Genomic DNA, 20,761 nt, shown 5'->3' on the forward strand with positions numbered 1-20,761 from the left:
GCCGAATCCGGCAAGTTGGTGCAGCATAGGCAACGTGAGCCTGCGAACAGTGATGCCGAACTCGGGGCGCCCGGCACGCACGGCGGCAACGCCACGGCTAACCCGGCGCGACGACCAGATATTCGGCGGATACCGCGAACTGGTGTCCGAGAAGGGGGCCTACTCCAAGGCCTTCGACGAAATGTTCGACGCCGACGGGAACGTGCGCGGCCCCTACAAGGGGATCTACGCCGAGCTGGCGCCCACCGACGCCGCCGACCTGGCCGCGCGCGCCGACGCCCTGGGCAGGGCGTTCATCGATCAGGGCATCACGTTCTCGCTGTCAGGCCAGGAACGCCCGTTTCCGTTGGACCTGGTGCCGCGCGTCATCGCCGCCGCGGAGTGGTCGCGGCTGGAGCGGGGCATCGCCCAGCGGGTCCGGGCGCTGGAGATGTATCTCGCCGACATCTACGGCGATCAGGAGATCCTGCGTGACGGGGTGATCCCGCGCCGGCTGGTCACCTCCTGCGAGCACTTCCACCGCGAGGCCGCCGGGATCAACCCGCCCAACGGGGTGCGCATCCATGTCGCGGGCATCGACCTGGTCCGGGACGCCCAGGGCACCTTCCGGGTGCTGGAAGACAACCTGCGGTCACCGTCGGGTGTCTCCTATGTGATGGAGAACCGCCGCACCATGGCGCGGGTTTTCCCCGACCTGTTCGCCACCCACCGGGTGCGGGCGGTGGACGACTATTCCTCGCACCTGCTGCGGGCATTGCGGAAGTCGGCGGCCACCAACGAGGCCGATCCCACCGTGGTCGTTCTCACACCGGGCGTGGCCAACTCCGCGTATTTCGAGCACTCGCTGCTGGCCCGCCAGATGGGCGTCGAGCTGGTCGAGGGCCGCGACTTGTTCTGCCGCGACAACCAGGTCTACATGCGCACCACCGAAGGCGAGCGTCAGGTCGACGTGATCTATCGCCGCATCGACGACACCTACCTGGACCCGATGCAGTTCCGCCCCGATTCGGTGCTCGGGGTTGCCGGCCTGCTCAACGCGGCACGTGCCGGAAACGTGGTGATCTCCAGCGCGGTCGGTAACGGGGTGGGCGACGACAAGCTGGTCTACACCTATGTGCCGACCATCATCGAGTACTACCTCGGCGAGAAACCCATTGTGGCGAACGTGGATACCTTCCGATGTTGGCTCGACGAGGAACGCGAGGAAGTGCTGGACCGCCTCGAGCACCTCGTCATCAAGCCCGTCGAAGGTTCCGGGGGATACGGGATCGTCTTCGGTCCCGACGCCTCGGAGAAGGAGCGGGCCGCGATCGCGAAGAAGATCAGGGCCGATCCGCGTGGCTGGGTGGCTCAGCCGGTCGTGCAGTTGTCGACGGTGCCCACCAAGATCGACGACCAACTGGTGCCCCGGCACGTAGACCTGCGCCCCTTCGCGGTCAACGACGGTGACGATGTCTGGGTGTTGCCCGGCGGGCTCACCCGGGTGGCGCTGCCGGAGGGCTCGCTGGTGGTGAACTCCAGTCAGGGCGGCGGATCCAAGGACACCTGGGTGCTGGCCTCGCGGGCCTCGGTCGCCGAGCGTGAGCTGGCGGGCGCCGAGCTGGTTTCCGAGCTGCCGCAGCCCGCCGAGGTCGAGCAGGGACCCGAGGCCGCCACCGCGGGACTGCAGCAGCACCATGTACAGCAGCAGCAGCAACAACAGGGTCGGTGGTGCTGATGCTGGCCCGAAACGCGGAGTCGCTGTACTGGATTGGCCGCTACGTAGAACGCGCCGATGACACCGCGCGCATCCTCGATGTGACGGTGCATCAGCTGCTGGAAGACGCGAGCGTGGACCCCGACCATGCCTCGCGCGTCCTGCTGCGCGTGCTGGGTATCGACGCGCCGGACACCGTGCTTGACGTGTGGTCGCTGACCGAGCTTGTCGCGTTCAGCAGGGGAGTGCAGGGTGGGTCGATCGTCGACTCCATCTCGGCTGCTCGCGAAAATGCCCGTGGCGCACGCGAAGTGACCTCCACCGAGATGTGGGAATGTCTCAACACGACGTACAACGCGTTGCCGGACCGCGAACGCGCGGCCCGCAGGCTGGGCCCGCACGAGTTCTTCACCTACGTCGAGGGTCGTGCCGCCCAATTCGCGGGACTTGCCGATTCCACCCTGAGCCGCGATGACGGATACCGGTTCCTGGTGTTGGGCCGGTCCATCGAGCGGGTGGATATGACTGTGCGACTGTTGCTCTCGCGTGTCGGCGACCGGGCCTCGTCACCAGCCTGGGTAACACTGCTGCGCAGCGCGGGCGCGCACGACACGTACCTGCGCACCTACCGCGGTGTGCTCGATGCCAACCGGGTTGTGGAGTTCATGCTGCTGGACCGGTTGTTCCCACGTTCGGTGTTCCATTCGTTGCGGCAGGCGGAGCTGAGCCTGGATGAGCTGGATCACCGGCCGCACAGCCGGGTCGGCGCGCGCGCCGAGGCGCAACGGTTGCTGGGCCGTGCCCGCAGTGAGCTGGAGTTCATGAGACCGGGTGTGCTGCTGGAGGATCTGCCCACCCGATTGGCCGGGCTGCAGCAGACGTGCCGCGAGCTGGGTGAGGCGGTGGCGTTGCAGTACTTCCACGCCGCGCCGTGGGTGGCGTGGTCCGATGCCGGTGGCGCGCACGATCTGGAGCCCATCGAGGAAGGCGAGGTCTGACATGTGGCGCCTGCGCATCGTGCATGCCACCGGGTATGCGTACAAGACACCGGTGACCGCCTCCTACAACGAGGCGCGGTTGACGCCGCGCAGCGACGGGCGGCAGAACGTCATCCTGAATCGCGTGGAGACTGTCCCGGCGACCCGCTCGTATCGGTACGTGGACTACTGGGGTACCGCGGTCACGACTTTCGATCTGCACGCCCCGCATACCGAACTGGAGGTGACGGGGCTGTCGGTGGTCGAGACCGATGTGGCCGAGAAGCCCGAGGAGGAGGCGGGCTGGGACGAGGTGCACACCACGGCGGTGATCGACCGATTCGACGAGTACCTGTCGCCGACCGCCTACGTCCCGCACAGCAAGAAGGTGCAATCGGTCGGCAAGAAGATCGCCAAGGACGCGAGTCCGGCCGAGGCCATCGTCGCGGCTTCCCAGTGGGTGCACTCGGAGCTGGACTACGTGCCGGGGACCACGGGCGTACATTCCTCGGCCCTGGACGCCTTGCGGGAGCGCAAGGGCGTCTGTCAGGACTACGCGCATCTGACCCTGGTGCTGCTGCGCAGCATGGGTATCCCGGCGCGTTATGTGTCTGGCTACCTGCATCCGAAGGCGGATGCGGCGGTGGGTGAGACCGTGGATGGCCAAAGTCACGCCTGGATTCAGGGCTGGGCCGGTGGCTGGTGGGACTACGACCCCACCAATGACAGCGAAATCAACGAGCAGTACGTCACCGTCGGCGTTGGCCGAGACTATTCGGACGTTAGTCCTCTCAAGGGCATCTACTCGGGCGGCGGATCTACCGATTTGGATGTTGTGGTCGAAGTAACACGACTCGCCTAAACGTGGCAGAAAAGCCGGTTATTGCACAGGTGTCTGGCAAGAAGAGTAATAATGCGTAGACCATGGTGACCAAACAAGCTACCGGGCTATACGGCGGACGAACGGCAGACGAGCGCCGCGCGGAGCGGCGGCGACGCCTCCTCGAGGCAGGCCTCGAGGTTATGGCCAGCTCAGGCTGGGCAGCGACAACGGTTCGGGAGATCTGCAAGACCGCCGGACTGAACACCCGTTACTTCTACGAGTGCTTCGACGGGCTCGACGAGCTGCTGGTCGCGGTCTTCGACTGGATCATCGAGGACAGCATCGCCACGGCAGGCTCGGCGATGGCCGCTGCCGACAAGGACTCGCGCTCGCAGGTGCATGCCGGCGTCGTGGGTGCGGTGACCGCGCTGACCGCCGATCCCCGGCGCGCCCGTGTCATCGCCACCGAAGCGATGGGCAGCCAGCGGCTCACCCGTCGCCGCATGCGGTTGACGCATTACATGGCCCTGATGCTCGGTGCGGCGCGCGCGGAGTTCGACCCCGATGCCGACCCCAACTACACCGCCGTTCAGGCAGAGGCCCTGGCCGCCGGTGTCGCCGGCACCGTGCTGGCATGGCTTGACGGCCGGCTGCGTCTGGAGCGTGAAGAACTGGCCGAATACACCGCCCAGTTCGTCGATCAGGCGATGTTCACGCCGCTGCCGGTGCACAACTCCATTGAGCACGGAGCACGCTGAGGCTGCACGGGCCTCGCGTCAGCTCCAGGAGAATTCGGCGCGTAGTCGCGCCGCGACAACGTTGAACCGCTCCACGTCCAGGATGGCGCCCTCGCGGCGGATGCCCTCCTCGGGGACGTCCAGTACGCGGTCCAGGCGCACCCAGCTGGGGCGTCCGTCGTAATCCCAACTGCCGCTGCCCAGCGCCACCCAATGCGGGTCGCTGTCATGGTGTGCCTGGCTGGAGAGCATCAGGCCCAGCAGTAGCGCGCCGTCACGTCCCACCACCAGCACGGGACGATCCTTGCCCTGTGCGGGGTCGTCCTCGTAGACCACCCAGGTCCACACGATTTCCCCGGGATCGGCGCGTCCGTCCAGGTCGGGCGTGTATTCGATGCGGCGGGCGCGGTGGGCGGTGGGCACGCTGCGGTGAGTCACCGGGCGGCCGGGGATCGCGGTCTGCTGCTCCGGCTCGACGACACCGATCGCCTCCAGCCCGAGCTGAAGCCCGCGCTGGACGAATTCCGACCCCTGCAGTTGCCGCAGCACCTTCGGGCCTTCACGGAACACGACTTGCTCCAGAGTGTTCACCGCGATCTTCCCGAGCTTGCGCCCGAGCGTCTGCCACTGTGACGCCATGGTGCGAGCATACTGACCGGTAGCCCCCGCAGACGCGTGTGTCAGAAGCATGCCGCGCGGCATGGGAGCATGGTGCCGTGCCAAGTTTTGCCGACGCGACGTTCACGGATCCGGCGCTGATCCGTAACTTCTGCATCATCGCCCATATCGACCACGGGAAGTCGACGCTGGCCGACCGGATGCTGCAGCTGACCGGTGTGGTCGACGAGCGGTCCATGCGGGCCCAATACCTGGACCGCATGGATATCGAGCGCGAGCGTGGCATCACCATCAAGGCGCAGAACGTGCGGCTGCCGTGGCAGCTCAATGGCCAGGACCATGTGCTGCACCTGATCGACACCCCCGGGCACGTCGACTTCACCTATGAGGTGTCCCGTGCCCTGGAGGCGTGTGAGGGTGCCGTGCTGCTGGTCGACGCCGCGCAGGGTATCGAGGCGCAGACGCTGGCCAACCTGTACCTGGCGCTGGACAAGGACCTGACCATCATCCCGGTCCTGAACAAGATCGACCTGCCCGCCGCCGACCCGGAGCGCTACTCCGAGGAGATCGCGCACATCATCGGCTGCGAGCCCTCCGATGTGCTGCGGGTCTCCGGCAAGACCGGCGAGGGCGTCGCGGCGCTGCTCGACGAGGTGGTGCGGCTCATCCCTGCGCCGCAAGGTGATCCGGATGCCCCGGCGCGCGCGATGATCTTCGACTCGGTATACGACATCTACCGGGGCGTGGTCACCTACGTCCGCGTCGTGGACGGCAAGATCACCCCGCGCGAGAAGATCGCGATGATGTCGACGGGTGCCACCCATGAGCTGCTGGAGGTGGGCATCGTCTCACCGGACCCCAAACCCTCTGCGGGCCTTGGGGTTGGCGAGGTGGGCTACCTGATCACCGGCGTGAAGGACGTGCGCCAGTCGAAGGTCGGTGACACCGTCACCTCCGCCCGCAAGGGCGCGACCGAACCTCTCACGGGCTATCGCGAACCCAAGCCCATGGTGTACTCCGGTCTGTATCCGGTGGACGGATCCGATTACCCGAACCTGCGCGAGGCGCTGGACAAGCTGCAGCTCAACGACGCCGCGCTCACCTATGAGCCGGAGACCTCGGTGGCGCTCGGCTTCGGATTCCGTTGCGGCTTCCTGGGATTGCTGCACATGGAGATCACCCGGGAACGCCTGGAGCGCGAGTTCAACCTCGATCTCATCTCGACCGCACCCAACGTGGTGTACCGGGTGGTCAAGGAAGATAACACCGAGATGATGGTGACCAACCCGTCGATCTGGCCCGAGGGCAAGATTCGTTCGGTCTTCGAGCCCGTGGTCAAGACGACGGTGATCGCGCCGAGCGAGTTCATCGGTTCGATCATGGAGCTGTGCCAGTCGCGCCGCGGTGAGCTCGGCGGCATGGACTACTTGTCGCCGGAGCGGGTCGAGCTGCGTTACACCATGCCGTTGGGCGAGATCATCTTCGACTTCTTCGACTCGTTGAAGTCCCGTACCCGCGGCTACGCGAGCCTGGACTACGAGGAGGCCGGTGAGCAGGAGGCGGATCTGGTCAAGGTCGACATCCTGCTGCAGGGTGAGGCGGTTGACGCGTTCAGTGCCATCGTGCACAAAGACGGCGCCGCCGCCTACGGCAACAAGATGACCGTGAAGCTCAAGGAACTCATCCCGCGCCAGCAGTTCGAGGTGCCGGTGCAGGCCGCCGTCGGGTCGAGAATCATTGCCCGCGAGAATATTCGGGCCATCCGCAAGGACGTGCTCTCCAAGTGCTACGGCGGTGACATCACCCGTAAGCGCAAGCTGCTGGAGAAGCAGAAGGAGGGCAAGAAGCGCATGAAGACCATCGGACGGGTCGAGGTGCCGCAGGAGGCCTTCGTGGCGGCGCTGTCCACCGAGTCGACGGCGGACAAGCCCAAGAAGTAAGCCAGTACCCCCGCTCGCGCCCTAGGCGCTCGGCATGCCGACGACGGCCCCGCCCTGCGGCCACCCGGTGGGCGAGTCCTCCCACGGTTCTTGACGCCCGTACGGCGTGAGATCCAGGAATGGGTACCCGACGGCGGAATGGTCTAGGCCGCGCGCGAAGGTCGAGTAGGTGTGGAAAACCTGGTCCCCGCGGCGCAGGAAGACGCTGGCGCCGGGCCAGTCCCCGCGCAGATCCTTGTCGGTGAAACCCTCGGCGCGCAGCTCGTCGGCGGACTTGTAGTTGTATTCGATGGGTGCCCGTGTGGGATCGAGCGTGACGTGGAAGTCGTAGCTGAAATCGCCGTCGTTGGTGGAATACCACGGGAACGTCCAGCCATGCTGGTCGCGGTACCGCGCGATGCTCGCATACGGCGCACGGGACACGCAGGCGAAGGTGACGCCCTTGTCGTGCAGCAGCCTGACATCTTGTGGGGTGAACGTCATGTCGGCGGCTCCGGTGCAGCTGGGGCAGCCTCGGTCGAGGTCATCGAGCCACATGAAGTGATGGATGTAGAGCGTGTGCCGCCCGTCGAACATGTCCAGGAGCCCCACGCGGCCCTCGGGCCCTTCGAAGAGGTAGTCCTTGTCGACCTTCACCATGGGCAGCCGCCGTCGTTCGGCGTTGACGGCGTCGCGCAGATGTGTGACCTCCCGCTCGCGGGCCAGTAGCCGTTTTCGGGCCGCCAGCCATTCCTCTCGGGTGACGGCGGCGGGATAGGCAGGTGCTGAGGTCATATCCATACCGACCCACCCCGGCGGGAAAACTCATCGCGTCGATACGCTCAGATGTATGAGTACCGTGCTTGCCGGGCTTCGTCTTCCTGTGGTGGGTGCGCCGATGGCCGGCGGAATCACCGTTCCCGCCTTGGCGCGTGGCGTGAGCGCCGCGGGTGGATTCGGGCTGCTGCCCGCCGGATATCGCACCGTCGCGCAACTGCAGCAGGACCGCGAGGCCATGGGGGGGCTGCCCTTCGGTTTCAACGTGTTCGTGCCCACCCCTGATCAGGGCGCCGACCTCAGCGAGTACCTGGACAAGCTGAAGATCTGGGCCGACAAACTTGAGGTCGCTCCCGGCGACCCGGTCTGGCATGACGACGCATATGCCGACAAGATCGAATATCTGATCGCCAATCCGGTGCCGGTGGTGTCCTTCACTTTTGGCGTGCCCACCGCCGCGGACGCGCACCGGCTGCGCGATGCCGGTTCCGAGGTGTGGATCACCGTCACCAGTGCGGCGGAGGCCAAGATCGCCGAGGGGATCGGGGCCGACGTACTGGTGGTACAGGGCCCGGAGGCCGGCGGTCATCGAAGCAGTTTCGACGCGGGCGCCCCAGAGGAGCCGTTGCTGGACCTGATCGCGAGTGTTCGGGCGGTCACAGCGCTGCCGATCGTTGCCGCCGGCGGAATCATGGATGGCGCGGATATTGCCCGCGTGCTGGCCGCGGGGGCGGCGGCCGCGCAGCTGGGTACCGCGCTGGTGGTCACCGACGAGTCGGGAGCCAAACAGGTCTACAAAGACGCCCTGCTGGAACCCGCCGCCACCGTGGTGACCCGTGTCTTCTCCGGGCGGCCGGCGCGCAGCATCTCCAATGCTTTCCAGCGAGACATGGAATCGGTTGCCCCGGTGAGCTTCCCGGCCCTGAACTCCGCGACCAAAGAACTGCGGGCCAGCGGGGACCCGGATGTCATGTCGCTGTGGGCGGGCACCGAACACCACCGCGCCCGGGCGCTGCCGGTGGCCGAACTGATGGCTACCCTGGCCACCGAACTGATCGCCGCGCAAGGATAGGTATCGACGTGAAACCAGCCACCCTCATCTGGACCGTGCTCGTTGCCGCATGCCTGCTGATCGGCATCGATCTGATCATCTATCTGGCCGGTCCGCGCAGCGGCGGTTCCGCGGGTGTTCTTGTGGCGCTCTTGGTATTCAATCTGCTGCTCTTCGGTGGACTCGGTATCTACCTGCGTGGCCGGCGCTAAATGAACGGTGCGTAGCCAGATCGCACCTACGATGGTCGGATGGTGTCGTCTGTTGATCCCGAGCTGTCGCTCGAAGGACTGCTTTCCAGTCAGTCTCCCGTCCAGCGGCGCGGCCCCTTTCCGCCCATTGCCGACTACGCGTTTCTCTCGGATTGGGAGAACACCTGCCTGATCGCCTCGAACGGGTCGGTGGAGTGGATGTGCGTGCCACGACCGGACTCGCCGAGCATCTTCGGGGCAATCCTTGATCGCGGGGCGGGCCATTTCCGGATCGCGCCCTACGGGCACAGCGTGCCCGCCGCACGCCGCTACCTGCCCGGCAGCCTGATGGTGGAAACCACATGGCAGACCAAGACCGGGTGGCTCACGGTCCGTGACGCACTGGTCCTGGGGCCCTGGCACGATGTCGATTCCCGTTCGAAAACGCATAAGCGCACCCCCACCGATTGGGATGCCGAGCACATCCTGCTGCGCACCGTGCGCTGTGTCAGTGGGACGGTCGAGGTGCTGATGAACTGCGAGCCTGCTTTCGACTATCACCGTGAGGGCGCCAGCTGGGAGTACTCCGGCGACGGATACGGCGAGGCGATATGCCGGGCCACCAAGAACCCGGACGCCAATCCGACGCTGAAACTCACCACGAATCTGCGGCTGGGTCTGGAAGGCCGGGAAGCGCGGGCCCGCACCCGGCTCACCGAGGGCGACAATGTGTTCGTAGCGTTGAGTTGGTCGAAACACCCTGTGCCGCAGACATATGCGGAGGCGGCCGACAAGATGTGGAAGACCGCCGAGGCCTGGCGGCAGTGGATCAACATCGGCGAATTTCCCGATCATCCGTGGCGCTCGTATTTGCAGAGCAGCGCGTTGGTGCTCAAGGGGCTGGCGTACTCGCCGACCGGAGCGCTGCTGGCGGCGTCGACCACGTCGCTCCCGGAAACACCTGGGGGCGTGCGTAACTGGGACTATCGGTACTCATGGGTGCGTGACTCGACCTTCGCGTTGTGGGGTCTGTACACGTTGGGTCTGGACCGGGAGGCCGACGATTTCTTCTCGTTCATCGCCGACGCCTCGGGGGCGAACAACGGTGAGAAACATCCGTTGCAGGTGATGTACGGCGTGGGTGGTGAACGGACCTTGACCGAGGGGGAGCTGCACCATCTGTCCGGGTACGACGGAGCGCGACCGGTGCGCATCGGCAACGGCGCCTTCGATCAGATCCAGCACGACATCTGGGGCACCATGCTGGATTCGGTGTATGTGCACGCCAGATCGCGGGAACAGATCCCGGCAACACTGTGGCCGATTCTGAAAAACCAGGCAGAAGAGGCGGCCCGGCACTGGCGTGAACCAGACCGCGGTATCTGGGAAGTGCGCGGCGAGCCGCAGCATTTCACCTCATCCAAGATCATGTGTTGGGTCGCGATGGACCGCGGCGCCAAGCTTGCCGAGATGCACGGCGAGAAAAGCTACGCCCAGCAGTGGCGTGGTGTCGCCGATGAGATCAAGGAAGACATCCTGGAGCATGGCGTCGACGAGCGTGGCGTGTTGGTACAGCGTTACGGTTCAACGGCATTGGATGCCTCGCTGCTGCTGGCGGTGCTGAACCGCTTCCTGCCTTCCGATGATCCGCGGATCCGGGCGACGGTGCTGGCGATCGCCGATGAGCTGACCCATGACGGACTGGTGCTGCGCTATCGGGTGGAGGAAACCGATGACGGGCTGTCGGGAGAGGAAGGCACCTTCACCATCTGCTCGTTTTGGCTGGTGTCGGCGCTGGTCGAGATCGGCGAGGTGCGCCGGGCGCGGCACCTCTGTGAGCGGCTGCTTTCCTTCGCCAGCCCACTGCAGCTCTACGCCGAGGAGATCGACCCGCGTACCGGGCGTCACTTGGGCAACTTCCCGCAGGCGTTCACTCACCTGGCGTTGATCAATGCGGTCGTACATGTCATCCGGGCCGAAGAGGAGGCAGACATGAGTGGAACCTTCCAACCCGCCAACGCGCCAACATGACGGTGCGGGGCGGTGCCGCCGCTGTTGCGGTGGTGATGTGTGTGATCGTGGCTGGTTGCGGCCGTAGCGCCGACCAGACCGATCAGACGGCCACCGCTCCGGAGTCCACCACGGGGCCGGCGTCGTCGAGTTCGGCGGTGAATCCCGGCCCGGCCGAGCCCGCCCCCGGCACCGCACCGCCCGCCTTTGGCTTCGTCCCCGAATTGGCCGAGGCAAAGGGCATGGAGGGAACGGTCACCTATGACGTGCATCTACCGCAGCTGTCCGGCGGGGCAGACGCCGTACGCGATCGGTTCAACGCCGGCACTCGTGCCGCACTACGGGACCTGATCGAGAACCTGCCTGGCCCGAACAAGGATCTGACGGCGTCGATCAACGACGGTGATGTGGGGCCGGGACCCGAAACCACCCGTGTCGCCGTCATCGGGCCGCACGTGGTGGGCGGCATCCAGGTGTACCTCTGGTATGCGGGCGGTGCTGCTCACCCGAATGTGACCGTCTCGACGACAGTGATCAACAGCGACACCGCACAGCCCATCACCTATGACGACCTCTTTCCCAATCAGTACTCGGCGATGGAACGGCTGAGGCAGGTGCTTCCCGGCCTGGATCCCTCCGGGCGGGTGCGGCCGGACACTGTCAACGTACGACTCGAACAATGGTTGCCCGCGCCGACGGGCCTGCGGTTCTATGTCCCCGTCTCACATGCCGCCGGTGATTTTGTACCGATTACCGTGCCGTGGGACGGGATTCGTGATCTGGTCGATCCCAAGATCGTGCCGGTGCTCAGTCCGTAGTGGGGGGTATTTGCTTGTGAAGTCAGGTCTTGTCTCGATGCTGGTGTTGACGTGCGGACTCATGGCGGGGTGTCTGCAACCGCCACCGCAACCCACGCAGCCCCCTGCGCCGCCTTCGTCCAGCACGACACCATCGAAACCGGCAGTGGCACTTACCCCGGCAGCGGCACCACCCACCGCCAAACCGGCATTCGGCTTCACCCCGATGCTGGATGAGGTGAGCGGTAAGAAGGGGAAAGTCGAGTACAAGGTCAAACTGCCTCAAGTCACCGGGGATAAGGCCGCCGCTCGGGACCGCTTCAACGAAGGCATGCGCGCCGCGCTGAACGACACGGTGCGCGCGTTGGACGATCCCAAGCTCACCAAGCCGGCGAACGTGGGTGATGGGCAGCTGCAGGCCCAGGAATCGAGCCGGGTCTCGTTCATCGGCCCGCACGTGGTGACGGGGGTGGCGGTGTTCCTCACCAATAGCGGCGGCCCGTACCCCAGCCACCGGGTGGCGACCATCACCATCAATACCGATACGGCGCAACCGATCATGGTCGGTGACATCTTCGCGGACCAGAACGCCGCGCGGGCGCGGTTGCGCACGCTGGCCCAGGAACTGGGCCCGCCGGATCGCATCAAGGCCGCCGGGGACATGAAATCCGAGCAGTTCCTGCACTGGGTCCCGGCACCCAAGGGCTTGACGTTCTACATCTCGGTTCCGCATGTGGCCGGAGACTTCGTGCCGGTCACCGTGCCGTGGGAGAAGATTCGCGATCAGGTGGTTCCCGCGATGGTGCCCATCCTCAGCCAGTAGGGGAGCGGCGGGCGAAATCGGGCGCGTGCTCGGGCAGTGGCCCGATCGCCACGCCGTAGGCCGGAATCGCCTGCAACCACGGGTATTTGGTGGCGACGGACAACACCGACGCGATCTTGGTGCTGGGGGTGACCGCGGTGGCGGAGTCCACGGCCGAGAACACCCGCCGGTGCACGGCCCGTTGGATGCGCTGGATCAGGGCGGTCGGTCCCCACCTGCGCAGCTGGACCTTGCGAAGGTCGGCCGTCGTCAATGTCCCGGTGCGCAGCGGCTCGGCCAGAATGCGGGCGGTGGCCACCGCGTCGGCGATCGCCAGATTGATGCCGACGCCGCCCACCGGGGACATCGCGTGCGCGGCGTCGCCGATGAACAACAGTCCGTTGCGGTACCATTTGCGCAACCTGTTGAGTTGCACATCAAGCAGTTTCACGTCGTCCCAGCTGGTGATGGCGTCGGTACGGTCGGCCAGCCAGGGCACCATCTCGGCGATCCGGTCACGCAGCACCTGCACGTCGCCGCTGCGCATCTGCGAGTCGGTGCCCTTGCCGATCAGGTATCCGCACTGGAAGTAGTCGCCACGGTCGAGCATCACCATGAATCGGTTGGTGCCGACGCGTGCCCGCGGTCCTTGGGGATCGCCGGGACGCTTGGGGAGGCGGAACCACCAGATGTCGATCGGAACACCGAATTGTCGCGGCCGCATGCCGGCCGCGGCACGCAGCACCGAACCACGCCCGTCGCAGGCAACGGTGAGGTCGGCCTTGAGCTGGCCGGTTTCGCCTGCGGCGGTGCGATATTCGACACCGGTGATGCGGTCGCCGGAACGTAGCAGGCCGGTGGCCTCGGTGCTGCGCAGCAGGCGGAACGTGGGTTCGGTCTCCGCGGCGCTCGCCAGCATCTCCAGGAAGTCCCATTGGGGCGCCATCGCGATGTGCTTGTGCGGTCCGGGCAGCCGGTTCAGATCACCCAGGCGGAAGGTCTGCTCGCCCAGGTCCACGGTGACCTGCTCCACCAGGTTGTGCGGCATCGCCGCGAACCGGGGCCCCAGGCCCAACTCGTCGATCAGGTTCAGGGTGCTGGCGTGCACCGTGTCGCCGCGGAAATCCCGCAGGAAATCCGGATGCTTCTCCAGCACGGTGACGTCGACACCGGCACGCGCCAGCAGCAGCGCCAGCATCATCCCGGCGGGACCTCCGCCGGCGATGGCACATGTAGTGCTCTGTGGCAGTTCAGGTTTGCTCACGGGTCCTCCTCCACGCCACGATCAGAACGCCGATCAACGCGAACAGCGGAATCAACGAAATCGCCCAGCTCAGTGCCAAAGGCGGTCCGGGTTGGGGCAGTACATCGAGGTCGAGCGTGCCCTTGCCCGGCCCCTGTGGGCCGTCGATATCGAAGATGAACTGGAAATGACCCTGCTCCTGCAGCGCCTTGATGTCCAGACCCCAGACCTCGCGCTTGCGCGGATGGCGGGCCAAGGGCTCGGCCGGCCATGTGCGCCCGTCGGGCGGAACGACGGTCAGGGTGCCGGACTTGCCGGTAATCCCGTCGGCGGGAATGAAGGTGAAGTCGAGCGACTGCATGGCGCGTAGCGGCCATGTCGAGAAGCCGATGGTCAACGCGTAGGGCCCGGCGACCACGTGTTCGGTATGCACCACGTTGACGGGTGCGTAGGCGTTGGCCGGCGCGGTGGTTCCGAGCGACAGGCAGATCACCGTCAGACATGCCCACAGGATGCGCAGGGACCTCACGCCGCGGCCCCCACCTGATCGGCGTCGTTTCCGGGTACCCGCAACATCAGGGCGATGCGTTGCGCCAGGAAGCCGGCGAGCGCACCCAGTGCCAGGCCGGCAAGCCCGACGGTGACGTAGTTGCCCACCGTTTCGGTGCCTTGCCGGTACACGAGCGCCCCCTGCAGCAGGTATCCCATGCCGGCTACCGAGCCGAGGATGGCGCCGATGATGGTCATCGAGCGCCGCTGCCATGCCTGATCCTTGGCGAGGTGCAGCAGGCCCGCGGCAAGGGCGGCGAAGACCAGCAGGAACATCGGCATCATCGCCGGTATCGCCGGGGCGCCGCCCCACAGATCATCACGCAGCGGCAGTCCCACCGCGGCGGCGTATTCGCGTGCGGCCCACGGTGAGAACCACCAGAAGATGGCCTGGACGGCGCCCATGATCACCGCGACGCCGAATGGTGCCGCCACCGACCGGACCACACCGGCGACGACCAGCAGGACGAACGGAACGATGAACGCCGACCCCAACGAGATGGGGTTGAAGTCGAATTTGAAGAGGAACAGCGCGCTGAACGGGACCGCGGTCATCGCCGCCACCAGTGACGATTGCGCCATCAAACCGGCTGTTCCCCAGCCGAACCGGCGCGCCGCGGCGAACGTCACGATACTGCCCAGATCGGTGACCGTCCCGGAGACGAAGAGGGCGAAGTGCGGCGGCGAGGCCAGCACCGCGTCGAACCCGTACACCGTGTGCCACCACAAATCGAGCAGTCCGTACAGCAGGAACGACGCTGCCCCGCAACCGGAAAGGAGAAAGCCCAGGGGAGCGGTGAAACTTCCGCCGAACACACGGATGGGCACGCCACCCACCCAGCGTGGTACCTGTTCGCCGACGCGCTGGGCGCCGGTGACCATCAAAACCATGGCAAGGCTGGCGATTCCGCTGATGGCGCTGCCCGAATACAGGAACAGGTGCGGCAGCGTGAAGAATGTATCGGGGCCTACGTCGTTGTGCCACTGCACGTCCCACGTGGTACCCGTGGCACCCACGATGCTGCCCAGCAGCACCCCGTATGCCCCCAGCGGCGCGTACTTCTCGATGGTGGCGCTGGCGATTCTCGGCGTGTGTTCGGCACTTGCGCGTGCGACGCGCGTCTCGGGGCTCATCTCAACCTCCACTCACCCATAGTGGCATCGTCGCGCGTTCATCGGGATCACCTGACTGCGGCGTGATGGTCACGACTATTTCCCACGGGCCGGCCATCGACAGCATCACCTGGTCGAATTTCGTGCGGCCCGACACCACCTCCCGCAGCGGAGGCATGGCGTGACCCATCAGCGGCATGACCAGTTCGACCGTCACCGACTCGGATCCGGGCAGTTCGTGGTCCTCCCGTTCGGCGATGGCCAGTTCCAGTGCGCTCGTTCCGACTCGTGGGTCGTCCACGGTGACCGTGACGGTGTAGTGCTCGGTGCCGGAGTACAGGGTGACGGCCCGGGGCGGGCTGGGCCACGCGATCCAGGTGAGCGTCAGCACTATGGCAACGATGAGCACCAGACCCGCCCACACGCGACGGGTCATGAGATGTCCAGCCGTACCGGGATGGTGAGCACCCGATAGTCGCGCTGTGCCTGAATCCAGGCGAGGTATCGGCCCGGCTTGGGGAAGGTAAAGGTGAACGGTACGTCGGGTCCGAAGGCGGCGACCGTCTCGTCGGGGGGACTGTCACCGTTGAGCGGGGGCGCCCCGACCATGGGTGGCATGGCCTCATCGGCAACAGCCTGGTGGTGGGCGCCGTGTTCCATGCCGGGCATATCGGACGCGCCATGGCCGCCCATCGAGTGCGCGTGTGCCCACAACGCCGAATCCTGCACCGCGGTGCCGAGGTCGCTCGCGGAAGTATGGCGTGGAATTGGTCCGGCGATGACCAGGTGGCCGAGCATGCCCAGCCATGGTTGCAACACCGGCTCGGATCCGATGGTGGCCGAGAGAGTTGTCGGGCGCCCGGCGCGCAGCCCGGTGGCACTGACATGCACGTGCAGCCCGTCCATCATGCGCATGCCGGGGCCGTCGAACGCGGCGGGCGGTGCGGGTTTTCCGCCGCGCGCTGTCAGTCCGCCGGGCAGGCGCACCGTCTGTACGCCGCCGCCGCGCCGCACGAACTCGGCGGAGACGGCGTGTCGTCCGGCTAGCCGCGGTGACAACGGCACCGAATAGCTGCCCGGCGCAACCCTTATCGGATGTAGATGGGACAGCTGTCCGTCTGGGGCCACCACGAGCAGGTGGATCAACGCACTGTCGTGGATCACCAGATCGTCGACGGGAAGTCCGGTGGCGGTGTCGATCAGCGAGAAGCCGACGTCCGTTGTCCGCCCCGAGTCCAGTTCGGGTTGTTCGGCCACCAGCATTGCCGACGGCCGGGAGTAGTCGGTGACGGCGGGGCGGTCGAGTTGGTACGGATTGGCGGTGTTGTCCACGGTCGGGTCACGTAACAGGCCCGGTTCGGGCGGGGGCGGTGCCGACGCGGACAGCACCGCGCCGGTGATCGCGACCGCAAGAGCTACCACCGTGGCGGTGACCGGCAGCGCGATCCAGATTCCGCGGCGTACTCGGGTTGCGACCACCAGTGACACCACCAGCAGCAATCCGGTGCTGGCCAAACCCAGATACGCCACGCGTTCCGGCGGGGACATCGCCTGCCCCATGAGGACGAGAGGAACCCGTGCGGTGTGTACCCCGTCGCTGATGGTGAGGTCGGCCGGACCGGTGCGGTCGACCGTGAGGGTCGCGCTGTATGGGCCGGGTTTCTCGCCGAGCGCCACCATGGCCGTCGAGGTGGGCACCCCCGGTGCGGGTTCGTCTTCGTCGGTGCCGGCGCCGGTCGGGATGAGTTGCAAGCGGAGCGGACCGGCGGCGGTGCCCTGATGCGTGATGACGTCCACGTGCAGCGGGCCGGGGATGCTGGTGACGCGGCGGGCCACGACGGTGAGTTCACGCCCGCCGAGACTCTGTGCGACCTGTACGTCGGAGCCGGCGGTCGCAGAGTCCGCCATCGCGACAGGGGTACCGCTGAACAGCGTGGATAGTGCAAGCACCAGGAACAGGCATTTCGTGTGCACGCGGTTCATCGGTGTCCAGTCTGCCCTGCGCTGACGGGGCTCCGACGCGGTCCGCCTAAACTGGCCGCGTGAACAGCGACAGCGTGATCGGCATCCTGAGTTGGTGGGATGGTGTCGAGCTGTGGCTGAGCGGACGTGGCTTCATCCTGCAAACGATCATCGTGATGCCTGTAGTGCTGGCGCTGGCCTATGTGATGGCGGTGGCGGGTGACAGGATCCTGTTTCTGCTGTTCAGCACGGCTAATCGCGTTGTCCGCTGGTATCAGGTGGCGCGCCGTCATCCTGCCGAGAATCCGGTAGCGGTAGTCGCCCCGGGAGACCTTTCATGAGTGGCATGCCGCAGTCTCGGGTCACGTTGGCGCTGGTTGCGCTGGCGCTTCTGGTCATAGTCGCCTGGCTGTTGAGCCGATAGCCACCAACGGTTGAGGTAATACCCGCCTCTACCTGGTCGTTCATCCGTTAAGACGGCATCAATAAGCTCTGCTAGGCTTCCCGCCATGTCTTCCGGATACCAGCCGCGCCATGAGTTGGCGCTCATTGCTGTGGGTCCGGTTGTCGACGTCGCCTGTTGTCGCTGACGGTTTTCGCCCGTCCGCGCGTGCCGCCTCGGCCCAGGTCAACCCGACCCTCCCGCTGAGCTGACGTCCGCATTCCGTGGCCGGGCCCGAGATTCCTTTCGGTTCTCCTTCAAATCCCAGCCACGGAAAGGGTTGTCTTGATCCCCAGTAGATCGTCAGTCCACGGTCCCTATCGCTCTTCGCCCAGGGGGCTCATCGCAAGCGCGCTTGTCGTCGCCGTCGCGCTGACCGCCGCCTGCCAGGGCGGGCCGAGCGATGTGCCTGGTGGCGGTCGAGGCGGTGATGCCGATACCACGCTGACCCTGGTGGCCTATGCGGTTCCCGAACCTGGCTTCCGCGAGATCATCCCGGCCTTCAACGCCACCGAAGCCGGTAAGGGGATACAGATCACCCAGTCCTACGGGGCGTCGGGCGATCAGTCCCGGGGGGTTGAGGGCGGCAAGCCTGCCGACATCGTCAACTTTTCGGTAGAGCCCGACATCACCCGGCTGGTGAAGGCCAAGAAGGTTTCCGCGGATTGGGATAAGGATGCTTTCGGCGGCATCCCGTTCGGGTCGGTGGTGACTTTGGTTGTCCGCAAGGGCAACCCGAAGCACGTCAAGGACTGGGACGATCTGCTGCAGCCCGGCCTGGAGGTGATCAGCCCCAGCCCGCTGAGTTCGGGCTCGGCCAAGTGGAACCTGTTGGCTCCGTACGCGGCGAAGAGCGAGGGCGGTAAGAACCCGCAAGCCGGACTGGATTTCGTCTCCAAGCTGGTGCGTGAGCACGTCAAGATGCGGCCGGGTTCGGGCCGCGAGGCCACCGAGGTCTTCGTGCAGGGCAGCGGTGACGTGCTGATCAGCTACGAGAACGAGGCCATCTTCACCGAAAGCCTCGGAAAGCCGATCGAGCATGTCAACGTGCCGATCACCTTCAAGATCGAGAATCCGGTGGCGGTGGTTTCCGAGAGCCTGCATGTCAAGAAGGCCACCGAGTTCAAGAATTTCTTGTACACGCCTGAGGCGCAGCGCATCTGGGCCAAGACCGGGTTCCGGCCGGTGGACCCCGGGGTGGCGGCGGAGTTCGCGTCCTCGTTCCCGGTGCCGTCCAAGTTGTGGACCATCAAGGATTTGGGCGGGTGGAAGAACGTCGACAAGGAATTGTTCGACAAAAACGACGGATCCATCACCAAGATCTACAAAGAGGCGACCGGATGAGTACCGTGATCGAAAAGCCCACCTCACAGGACAATTCGGAGGACAAGGTGCCACCGGCCGGACAGTCCAGCACGTCTGCGGCGCGCTCACGCAAGCGCTTCAGTGACGACCCATTGCGCATCGGTGTGGCGAGTATCTGGCTGTCGGTCATTGTGCTGCTGCCGCTGGCGGCCATCGTCTGGCAGTCCGCGGAGGGTGGCTGGGGCGCTTTCGTCAGTGCTGTCACCTCGAACTCGGCACTGGCCTCGTTCAGGGTGACGCTGCTGATCTCGATCGCGGTGGCCGTCCTCAACGGCCTGTTCGGTCTGCTGGTGGCTTGGGTGCTGGTGCGCGACAACTTCCCGGGCAAGCGGATAGTCGACACGCTGATCGATCTGCCGTTCGCGTTGCCCACCATCGTGGCCAGCATCGTGCTGCTGGCCCTGTATGGACCGAGCAGCCCGATCAATGTGCATTTGCAGCACACCAAATGGGGCGTGGGGATCGCCCTGCTGTTCGTGACGCTGCCGTTCGTGGTGCGGGCGGTGCAGCCGGTGCTGCTCGAACTCGAACGCGAGGTGGAGGAGGCCGCGGCATCGCTGGGCGCCAGCAATCCGGTGATCTTCAGCAAGGTGATTTTGCCGGCGTTGCTGCCGTCGCTCTTGTCGGGCGTCGGGCTGGCGTTCTCCCGAGCCATCGGTGAATTCGGTTCCGTCGTGCTGATCGGTGGTGCGGTGCCCGGGGAAACCGAGGTGTCCTCGCAGTGGATCCGCACTCTGATCGAGAACGACGACCGAACCGGTGCGGCCGCCATCTCCATTGTGCTGCTGGCTATTTCGTTCGTGGTGCTGTTCGTCCTGCGCGGACTGGGTTCGCGTGCGGCCAAGCGAGAGGAACTTGATCGATGACGCTCTCTCCTGCGGTCAAGTACGCGCTGCGCACACTGGCGCTGCTGTACGTGGCGGTGCTGCTGATTGTGCCGCTGGGCCTGATCCTGTGGCGGGCATTCGCGCCGGGACTGGTCCAGTTCTGGGAGTACATCTCCACGCCGGCCGCGATCTCCGCGTTCAATCTCTCGCTGCTGGTGGTGGCCATCGTGGTGCCGCTCAACGTGATCTTCGGGGTACCGACGGCATTAGTACTGGCCCGCAACAAGTTTCGTGGCAAAGGCATTCTGCAGGCCGTCATCGACCTGCCCTTCGCGGTGTCTCCGGTCATCGTGGGTGTGGCCCTGATCGTGCTGTGGGGTTCGGCGGGACTGCTCGGATTCGTGGAGAACGACTGGAAGTTCAAGATCATCTTCGGGCTGCCCGGCATCGTGTTGGCGAGCATCTTCGTGACGTTGCCGTTCGTGATCCGTGAGGTCGAGCCGGTGCTGCATGAGATCGGCGACGACCAGGAGCAGGCCGCCGCGACGCTGGGCGCCAATCCGTGGCAGACGTTCTGGCGGATCACCTTGCCGTCCATCAGGTGGGGTCTCACCTACGGCATCGTGCTGACCGTCGCCCGCACCCTGGGTGAGTACGGCGCGGTGATCATGGTGTCCTCCGGCCTGCCCGGGAAGTCGCAAACACTGACGCTGCTGGTGTCCGATCGGCATCTGCGCGGTGACGAATACGGGGCGTACGCGCTGTCCGTCGTGCTGATGGGGGTGGCGCTCATCGTCCTCGTCGTGCAGGTGGTTCTCGATCGCAACCGTGCCAAGACCTCGAAATAGCCTTAGCTACCAAG

General features: G+C 65.7%; 21 protein-coding genes. 14 read left to right on the forward strand and 7 right to left on the reverse strand.

Going from position 1 to position 20,761, the window contains the following annotated elements; all coding sequences use genetic code 11:
• Positions 1-52 precede the first annotated feature (52 nt).
• The 4 genes from ABG82_RS08835 (at position 53) to ABG82_RS08850 (ending at position 4,254) form a co-directional block, all read left to right on the forward strand.
• Complete coding sequence (locus tag ABG82_RS08835; RefSeq protein WP_043075923.1) at positions 53-1,717, forward strand: circularly permuted type 2 ATP-grasp protein; 1,665 nt, start codon at positions 53-55, stop codon at positions 1,715-1,717.
• Positions 1,717-2,694 carry an alpha-E domain-containing protein gene (locus ABG82_RS08840; protein WP_043076109.1) on the forward strand — a complete coding sequence of 326 codons (978 nt, stop codon included), beginning with the start codon at positions 1,717-1,719 and terminating at the stop codon, positions 2,692-2,694. Before ABG82_RS08835 ends, ABG82_RS08840 begins: the two co-directional genes overlap by 1 nt.
• A gap of 1 nt (position 2,695) precedes the next feature.
• The gene (locus ABG82_RS08845; protein WP_043075922.1) at positions 2,696-3,535 is read left to right on the forward strand and encodes a transglutaminase family protein; all 840 of its coding nucleotides are present in this window, start codon (positions 2,696-2,698) and stop codon (positions 3,533-3,535) included.
• 62 nt (positions 3,536-3,597) lie between these two features.
• Entirely contained in the window at positions 3,598-4,254 is a 657-nt protein-coding gene (locus tag ABG82_RS08850; RefSeq protein WP_043075921.1) for a TetR/AcrR family transcriptional regulator, read from the forward strand.
• Between the two features lie 18 nt (positions 4,255-4,272).
• On the opposite strand, the gene ABG82_RS08855 is transcribed toward ABG82_RS08850, so the two are convergent.
• Entirely contained in the window at positions 4,273-4,872 is a 600-nt protein-coding gene (locus ABG82_RS08855) for a type II toxin-antitoxin system PemK/MazF family toxin (protein ID WP_043075920.1), read from the reverse strand.
• Between the two features lie 77 nt (positions 4,873-4,949).
• Between ABG82_RS08855 and lepA the strand changes: the two genes are divergently transcribed.
• Entirely contained in the window at positions 4,950-6,791 is a 1,842-nt protein-coding gene (lepA, locus tag ABG82_RS08860) for a translation elongation factor 4 (RefSeq protein ID WP_043076108.1), read from the forward strand.
• A 21-nt stretch (positions 6,792-6,812) separates the two neighbouring features.
• On the opposite strand, the gene ABG82_RS08865 is transcribed toward lepA, so the two are convergent.
• Complete coding sequence (locus ABG82_RS08865) at positions 6,813-7,565, reverse strand: DUF899 domain-containing protein (protein ID WP_196770502.1); 753 nt, start codon at positions 7,563-7,565, stop codon at positions 6,813-6,815.
• Positions 7,566-7,620: 55 nt separating this feature from the next.
• Here ABG82_RS08865 and ABG82_RS08870 point away from each other — a divergent pair, with 55 nt between their 5' ends.
• Genes ABG82_RS08870 through ABG82_RS08890 form a run of 5 tightly spaced genes read left to right on the forward strand, consistent with a single transcriptional unit; the run spans position 7,621 to position 12,419 of the window.
• Positions 7,621-8,619, forward strand: coding sequence for a nitronate monooxygenase (locus tag ABG82_RS08870; protein ID WP_043075918.1), 999 nt, complete (start codon positions 7,621-7,623; stop codon positions 8,617-8,619).
• Between the two features lie 8 nt (positions 8,620-8,627).
• Complete coding sequence (locus ABG82_RS08875) at positions 8,628-8,810, forward strand: hypothetical protein (RefSeq protein ID WP_043075917.1); 183 nt, start codon at positions 8,628-8,630, stop codon at positions 8,808-8,810.
• A 39-nt stretch (positions 8,811-8,849) separates the two neighbouring features.
• Positions 8,850-10,820, forward strand: a complete 1,971-nt coding sequence (locus ABG82_RS08880) for a glycoside hydrolase family 15 protein (protein ID WP_043075916.1) — start codon at positions 8,850-8,852, stop codon at positions 10,818-10,820.
• Positions 10,817-11,617: a hypothetical protein gene (locus ABG82_RS08885; RefSeq protein ID WP_043075915.1), complete on the forward strand. Its 801-nt coding sequence runs from the start codon at positions 10,817-10,819 to the stop codon at positions 11,615-11,617. Before ABG82_RS08880 ends, ABG82_RS08885 begins: the two co-directional genes overlap by 4 nt.
• A gap of 16 nt (positions 11,618-11,633) precedes the next feature.
• Positions 11,634-12,419: a hypothetical protein gene (locus ABG82_RS08890; protein ID WP_043075914.1), complete on the forward strand. Its 786-nt coding sequence runs from the start codon at positions 11,634-11,636 to the stop codon at positions 12,417-12,419.
• On the opposite strand, the gene ABG82_RS08895 is transcribed toward ABG82_RS08890, so the two are convergent.
• The 5 genes from ABG82_RS08895 to ABG82_RS08915 are packed head-to-tail and all read right to left on the reverse strand — an operon-like array spanning position 12,409 to position 17,286.
• Positions 12,409-13,662: an FAD-dependent oxidoreductase gene (locus tag ABG82_RS08895; RefSeq protein WP_043075913.1), complete on the reverse strand. Its 1,254-nt coding sequence runs from the start codon at positions 13,660-13,662 to the stop codon at positions 12,409-12,411. The two genes, ABG82_RS08890 and ABG82_RS08895, sit on opposite strands and share 11 nt — an antisense overlap.
• On the reverse strand, positions 13,649-14,170 hold the full coding sequence (locus ABG82_RS08900) for a hypothetical protein (RefSeq protein WP_043075912.1): 522 nt from the start codon (positions 14,168-14,170) through the stop codon (positions 13,649-13,651). The genes ABG82_RS08895 and ABG82_RS08900 overlap by 14 nt, the downstream gene beginning before the upstream one ends.
• The gene (locus tag ABG82_RS08905; RefSeq protein WP_043075911.1) at positions 14,167-15,324 is read right to left on the reverse strand and encodes a hypothetical protein; all 1,158 of its coding nucleotides are present in this window, start codon (positions 15,322-15,324) and stop codon (positions 14,167-14,169) included. Before ABG82_RS08905 ends, ABG82_RS08900 begins: the two co-directional genes overlap by 4 nt.
• A gap of 1 nt (position 15,325) precedes the next feature.
• Complete coding sequence (locus tag ABG82_RS08910; RefSeq protein ID WP_043075910.1) at positions 15,326-15,739, reverse strand: hypothetical protein; 414 nt, start codon at positions 15,737-15,739, stop codon at positions 15,326-15,328.
• Entirely contained in the window at positions 15,736-17,286 is a 1,551-nt protein-coding gene (locus tag ABG82_RS08915) for a hypothetical protein (protein ID WP_043075909.1), read from the reverse strand. Before ABG82_RS08915 ends, ABG82_RS08910 begins: the two co-directional genes overlap by 4 nt.
• Positions 17,287-17,345: 59 nt before the next feature.
• Between ABG82_RS08915 and ABG82_RS08920 the strand changes: the two genes are divergently transcribed.
• The 4 genes from ABG82_RS08920 to cysW all read left to right on the forward strand — a co-directional run bounded on the left by ABG82_RS08920 (position 17,346) and on the right by cysW (position 20,747).
• Positions 17,346-17,606, forward strand: coding sequence for a hypothetical protein (locus ABG82_RS08920; RefSeq protein WP_043075908.1), 261 nt, complete (start codon positions 17,346-17,348; stop codon positions 17,604-17,606).
• A gap of 386 nt (positions 17,607-17,992) precedes the next feature.
• Positions 17,993-19,051, forward strand: coding sequence for a sulfate ABC transporter substrate-binding protein (locus ABG82_RS08925; protein ID WP_043075907.1), 1,059 nt, complete (start codon positions 17,993-17,995; stop codon positions 19,049-19,051).
• 113 nt (positions 19,052-19,164) lie between these two features.
• Positions 19,165-19,938 (forward strand): sulfate ABC transporter permease subunit CysT, encoded by a 774-nt coding sequence (gene cysT, locus ABG82_RS08930; protein WP_043076107.1) that lies wholly within the window; start codon positions 19,165-19,167, stop codon positions 19,936-19,938.
• Positions 19,935-20,747 (forward strand): sulfate ABC transporter permease subunit CysW, encoded by an 813-nt coding sequence (gene cysW, locus ABG82_RS08935; RefSeq protein ID WP_043075906.1) that lies wholly within the window; start codon positions 19,935-19,937, stop codon positions 20,745-20,747. The genes cysT and cysW overlap by 4 nt, the downstream gene beginning before the upstream one ends.
• The last annotated feature ends 14 nt before the right edge of the window (positions 20,748-20,761 follow it).

Source organism: Mycobacteroides immunogenum (genome assembly GCF_001605725.1).
In the GTDB taxonomy this organism is placed as follows: domain Bacteria; phylum Actinomycetota; class Actinomycetes; order Mycobacteriales; family Mycobacteriaceae; genus Mycobacterium; species Mycobacterium immunogenum.

Bases quoted from the DNA above. Each gene is read 5' to 3' on its own strand.
- ABG82_RS08835 (WP_043075923.1), top strand. From the start codon at position 53: ATGCCGAACTCGGGGCGCCCGGCACGCACGGCGGCAACGCCACGGCTA.
- ABG82_RS08840 (WP_043076109.1), top strand. From the start codon at position 1,717: ATGCTGGCCCGAAACGCGGAGTCGCTGTACTGGATTGGCCGCTACGTA.
- ABG82_RS08845 (WP_043075922.1), top strand. From the start codon at position 2,696: ATGTGGCGCCTGCGCATCGTGCATGCCACCGGGTATGCGTACAAGACA.
- ABG82_RS08850 (WP_043075921.1), top strand. From the start codon at position 3,598: ATGGTGACCAAACAAGCTACCGGGCTATACGGCGGACGAACGGCAGAC.
- ABG82_RS08855 (WP_043075920.1), bottom strand. From the start codon at position 4,872: ATGGCGTCACAGTGGCAGACGCTCGGGCGCAAGCTCGGGAAGATCGCG.
- ABG82_RS08865 (WP_196770502.1), bottom strand. From the start codon at position 7,565: ATGACCTCAGCACCTGCCTATCCCGCCGCCGTCACCCGAGAGGAATGG.
- ABG82_RS08870 (WP_043075918.1), top strand. From the start codon at position 7,621: ATGAGTACCGTGCTTGCCGGGCTTCGTCTTCCTGTGGTGGGTGCGCCG.
- ABG82_RS08880 (WP_043075916.1), top strand. From the start codon at position 8,850: ATGGTGTCGTCTGTTGATCCCGAGCTGTCGCTCGAAGGACTGCTTTCC.
- ABG82_RS08885 (WP_043075915.1), top strand. From the start codon at position 10,817: ATGACGGTGCGGGGCGGTGCCGCCGCTGTTGCGGTGGTGATGTGTGTG.
- ABG82_RS08905 (WP_043075911.1), bottom strand. From the start codon at position 15,324: ATGAGCCCCGAGACGCGCGTCGCACGCGCAAGTGCCGAACACACGCCG.
- ABG82_RS08910 (WP_043075910.1), bottom strand. From the start codon at position 15,739: ATGACCCGTCGCGTGTGGGCGGGTCTGGTGCTCATCGTTGCCATAGTG.
- ABG82_RS08915 (WP_043075909.1), bottom strand. From the start codon at position 17,286: ATGAACCGCGTGCACACGAAATGCCTGTTCCTGGTGCTTGCACTATCC.
- cysW (WP_043075906.1), top strand. From the start codon at position 19,935: ATGACGCTCTCTCCTGCGGTCAAGTACGCGCTGCGCACACTGGCGCTG.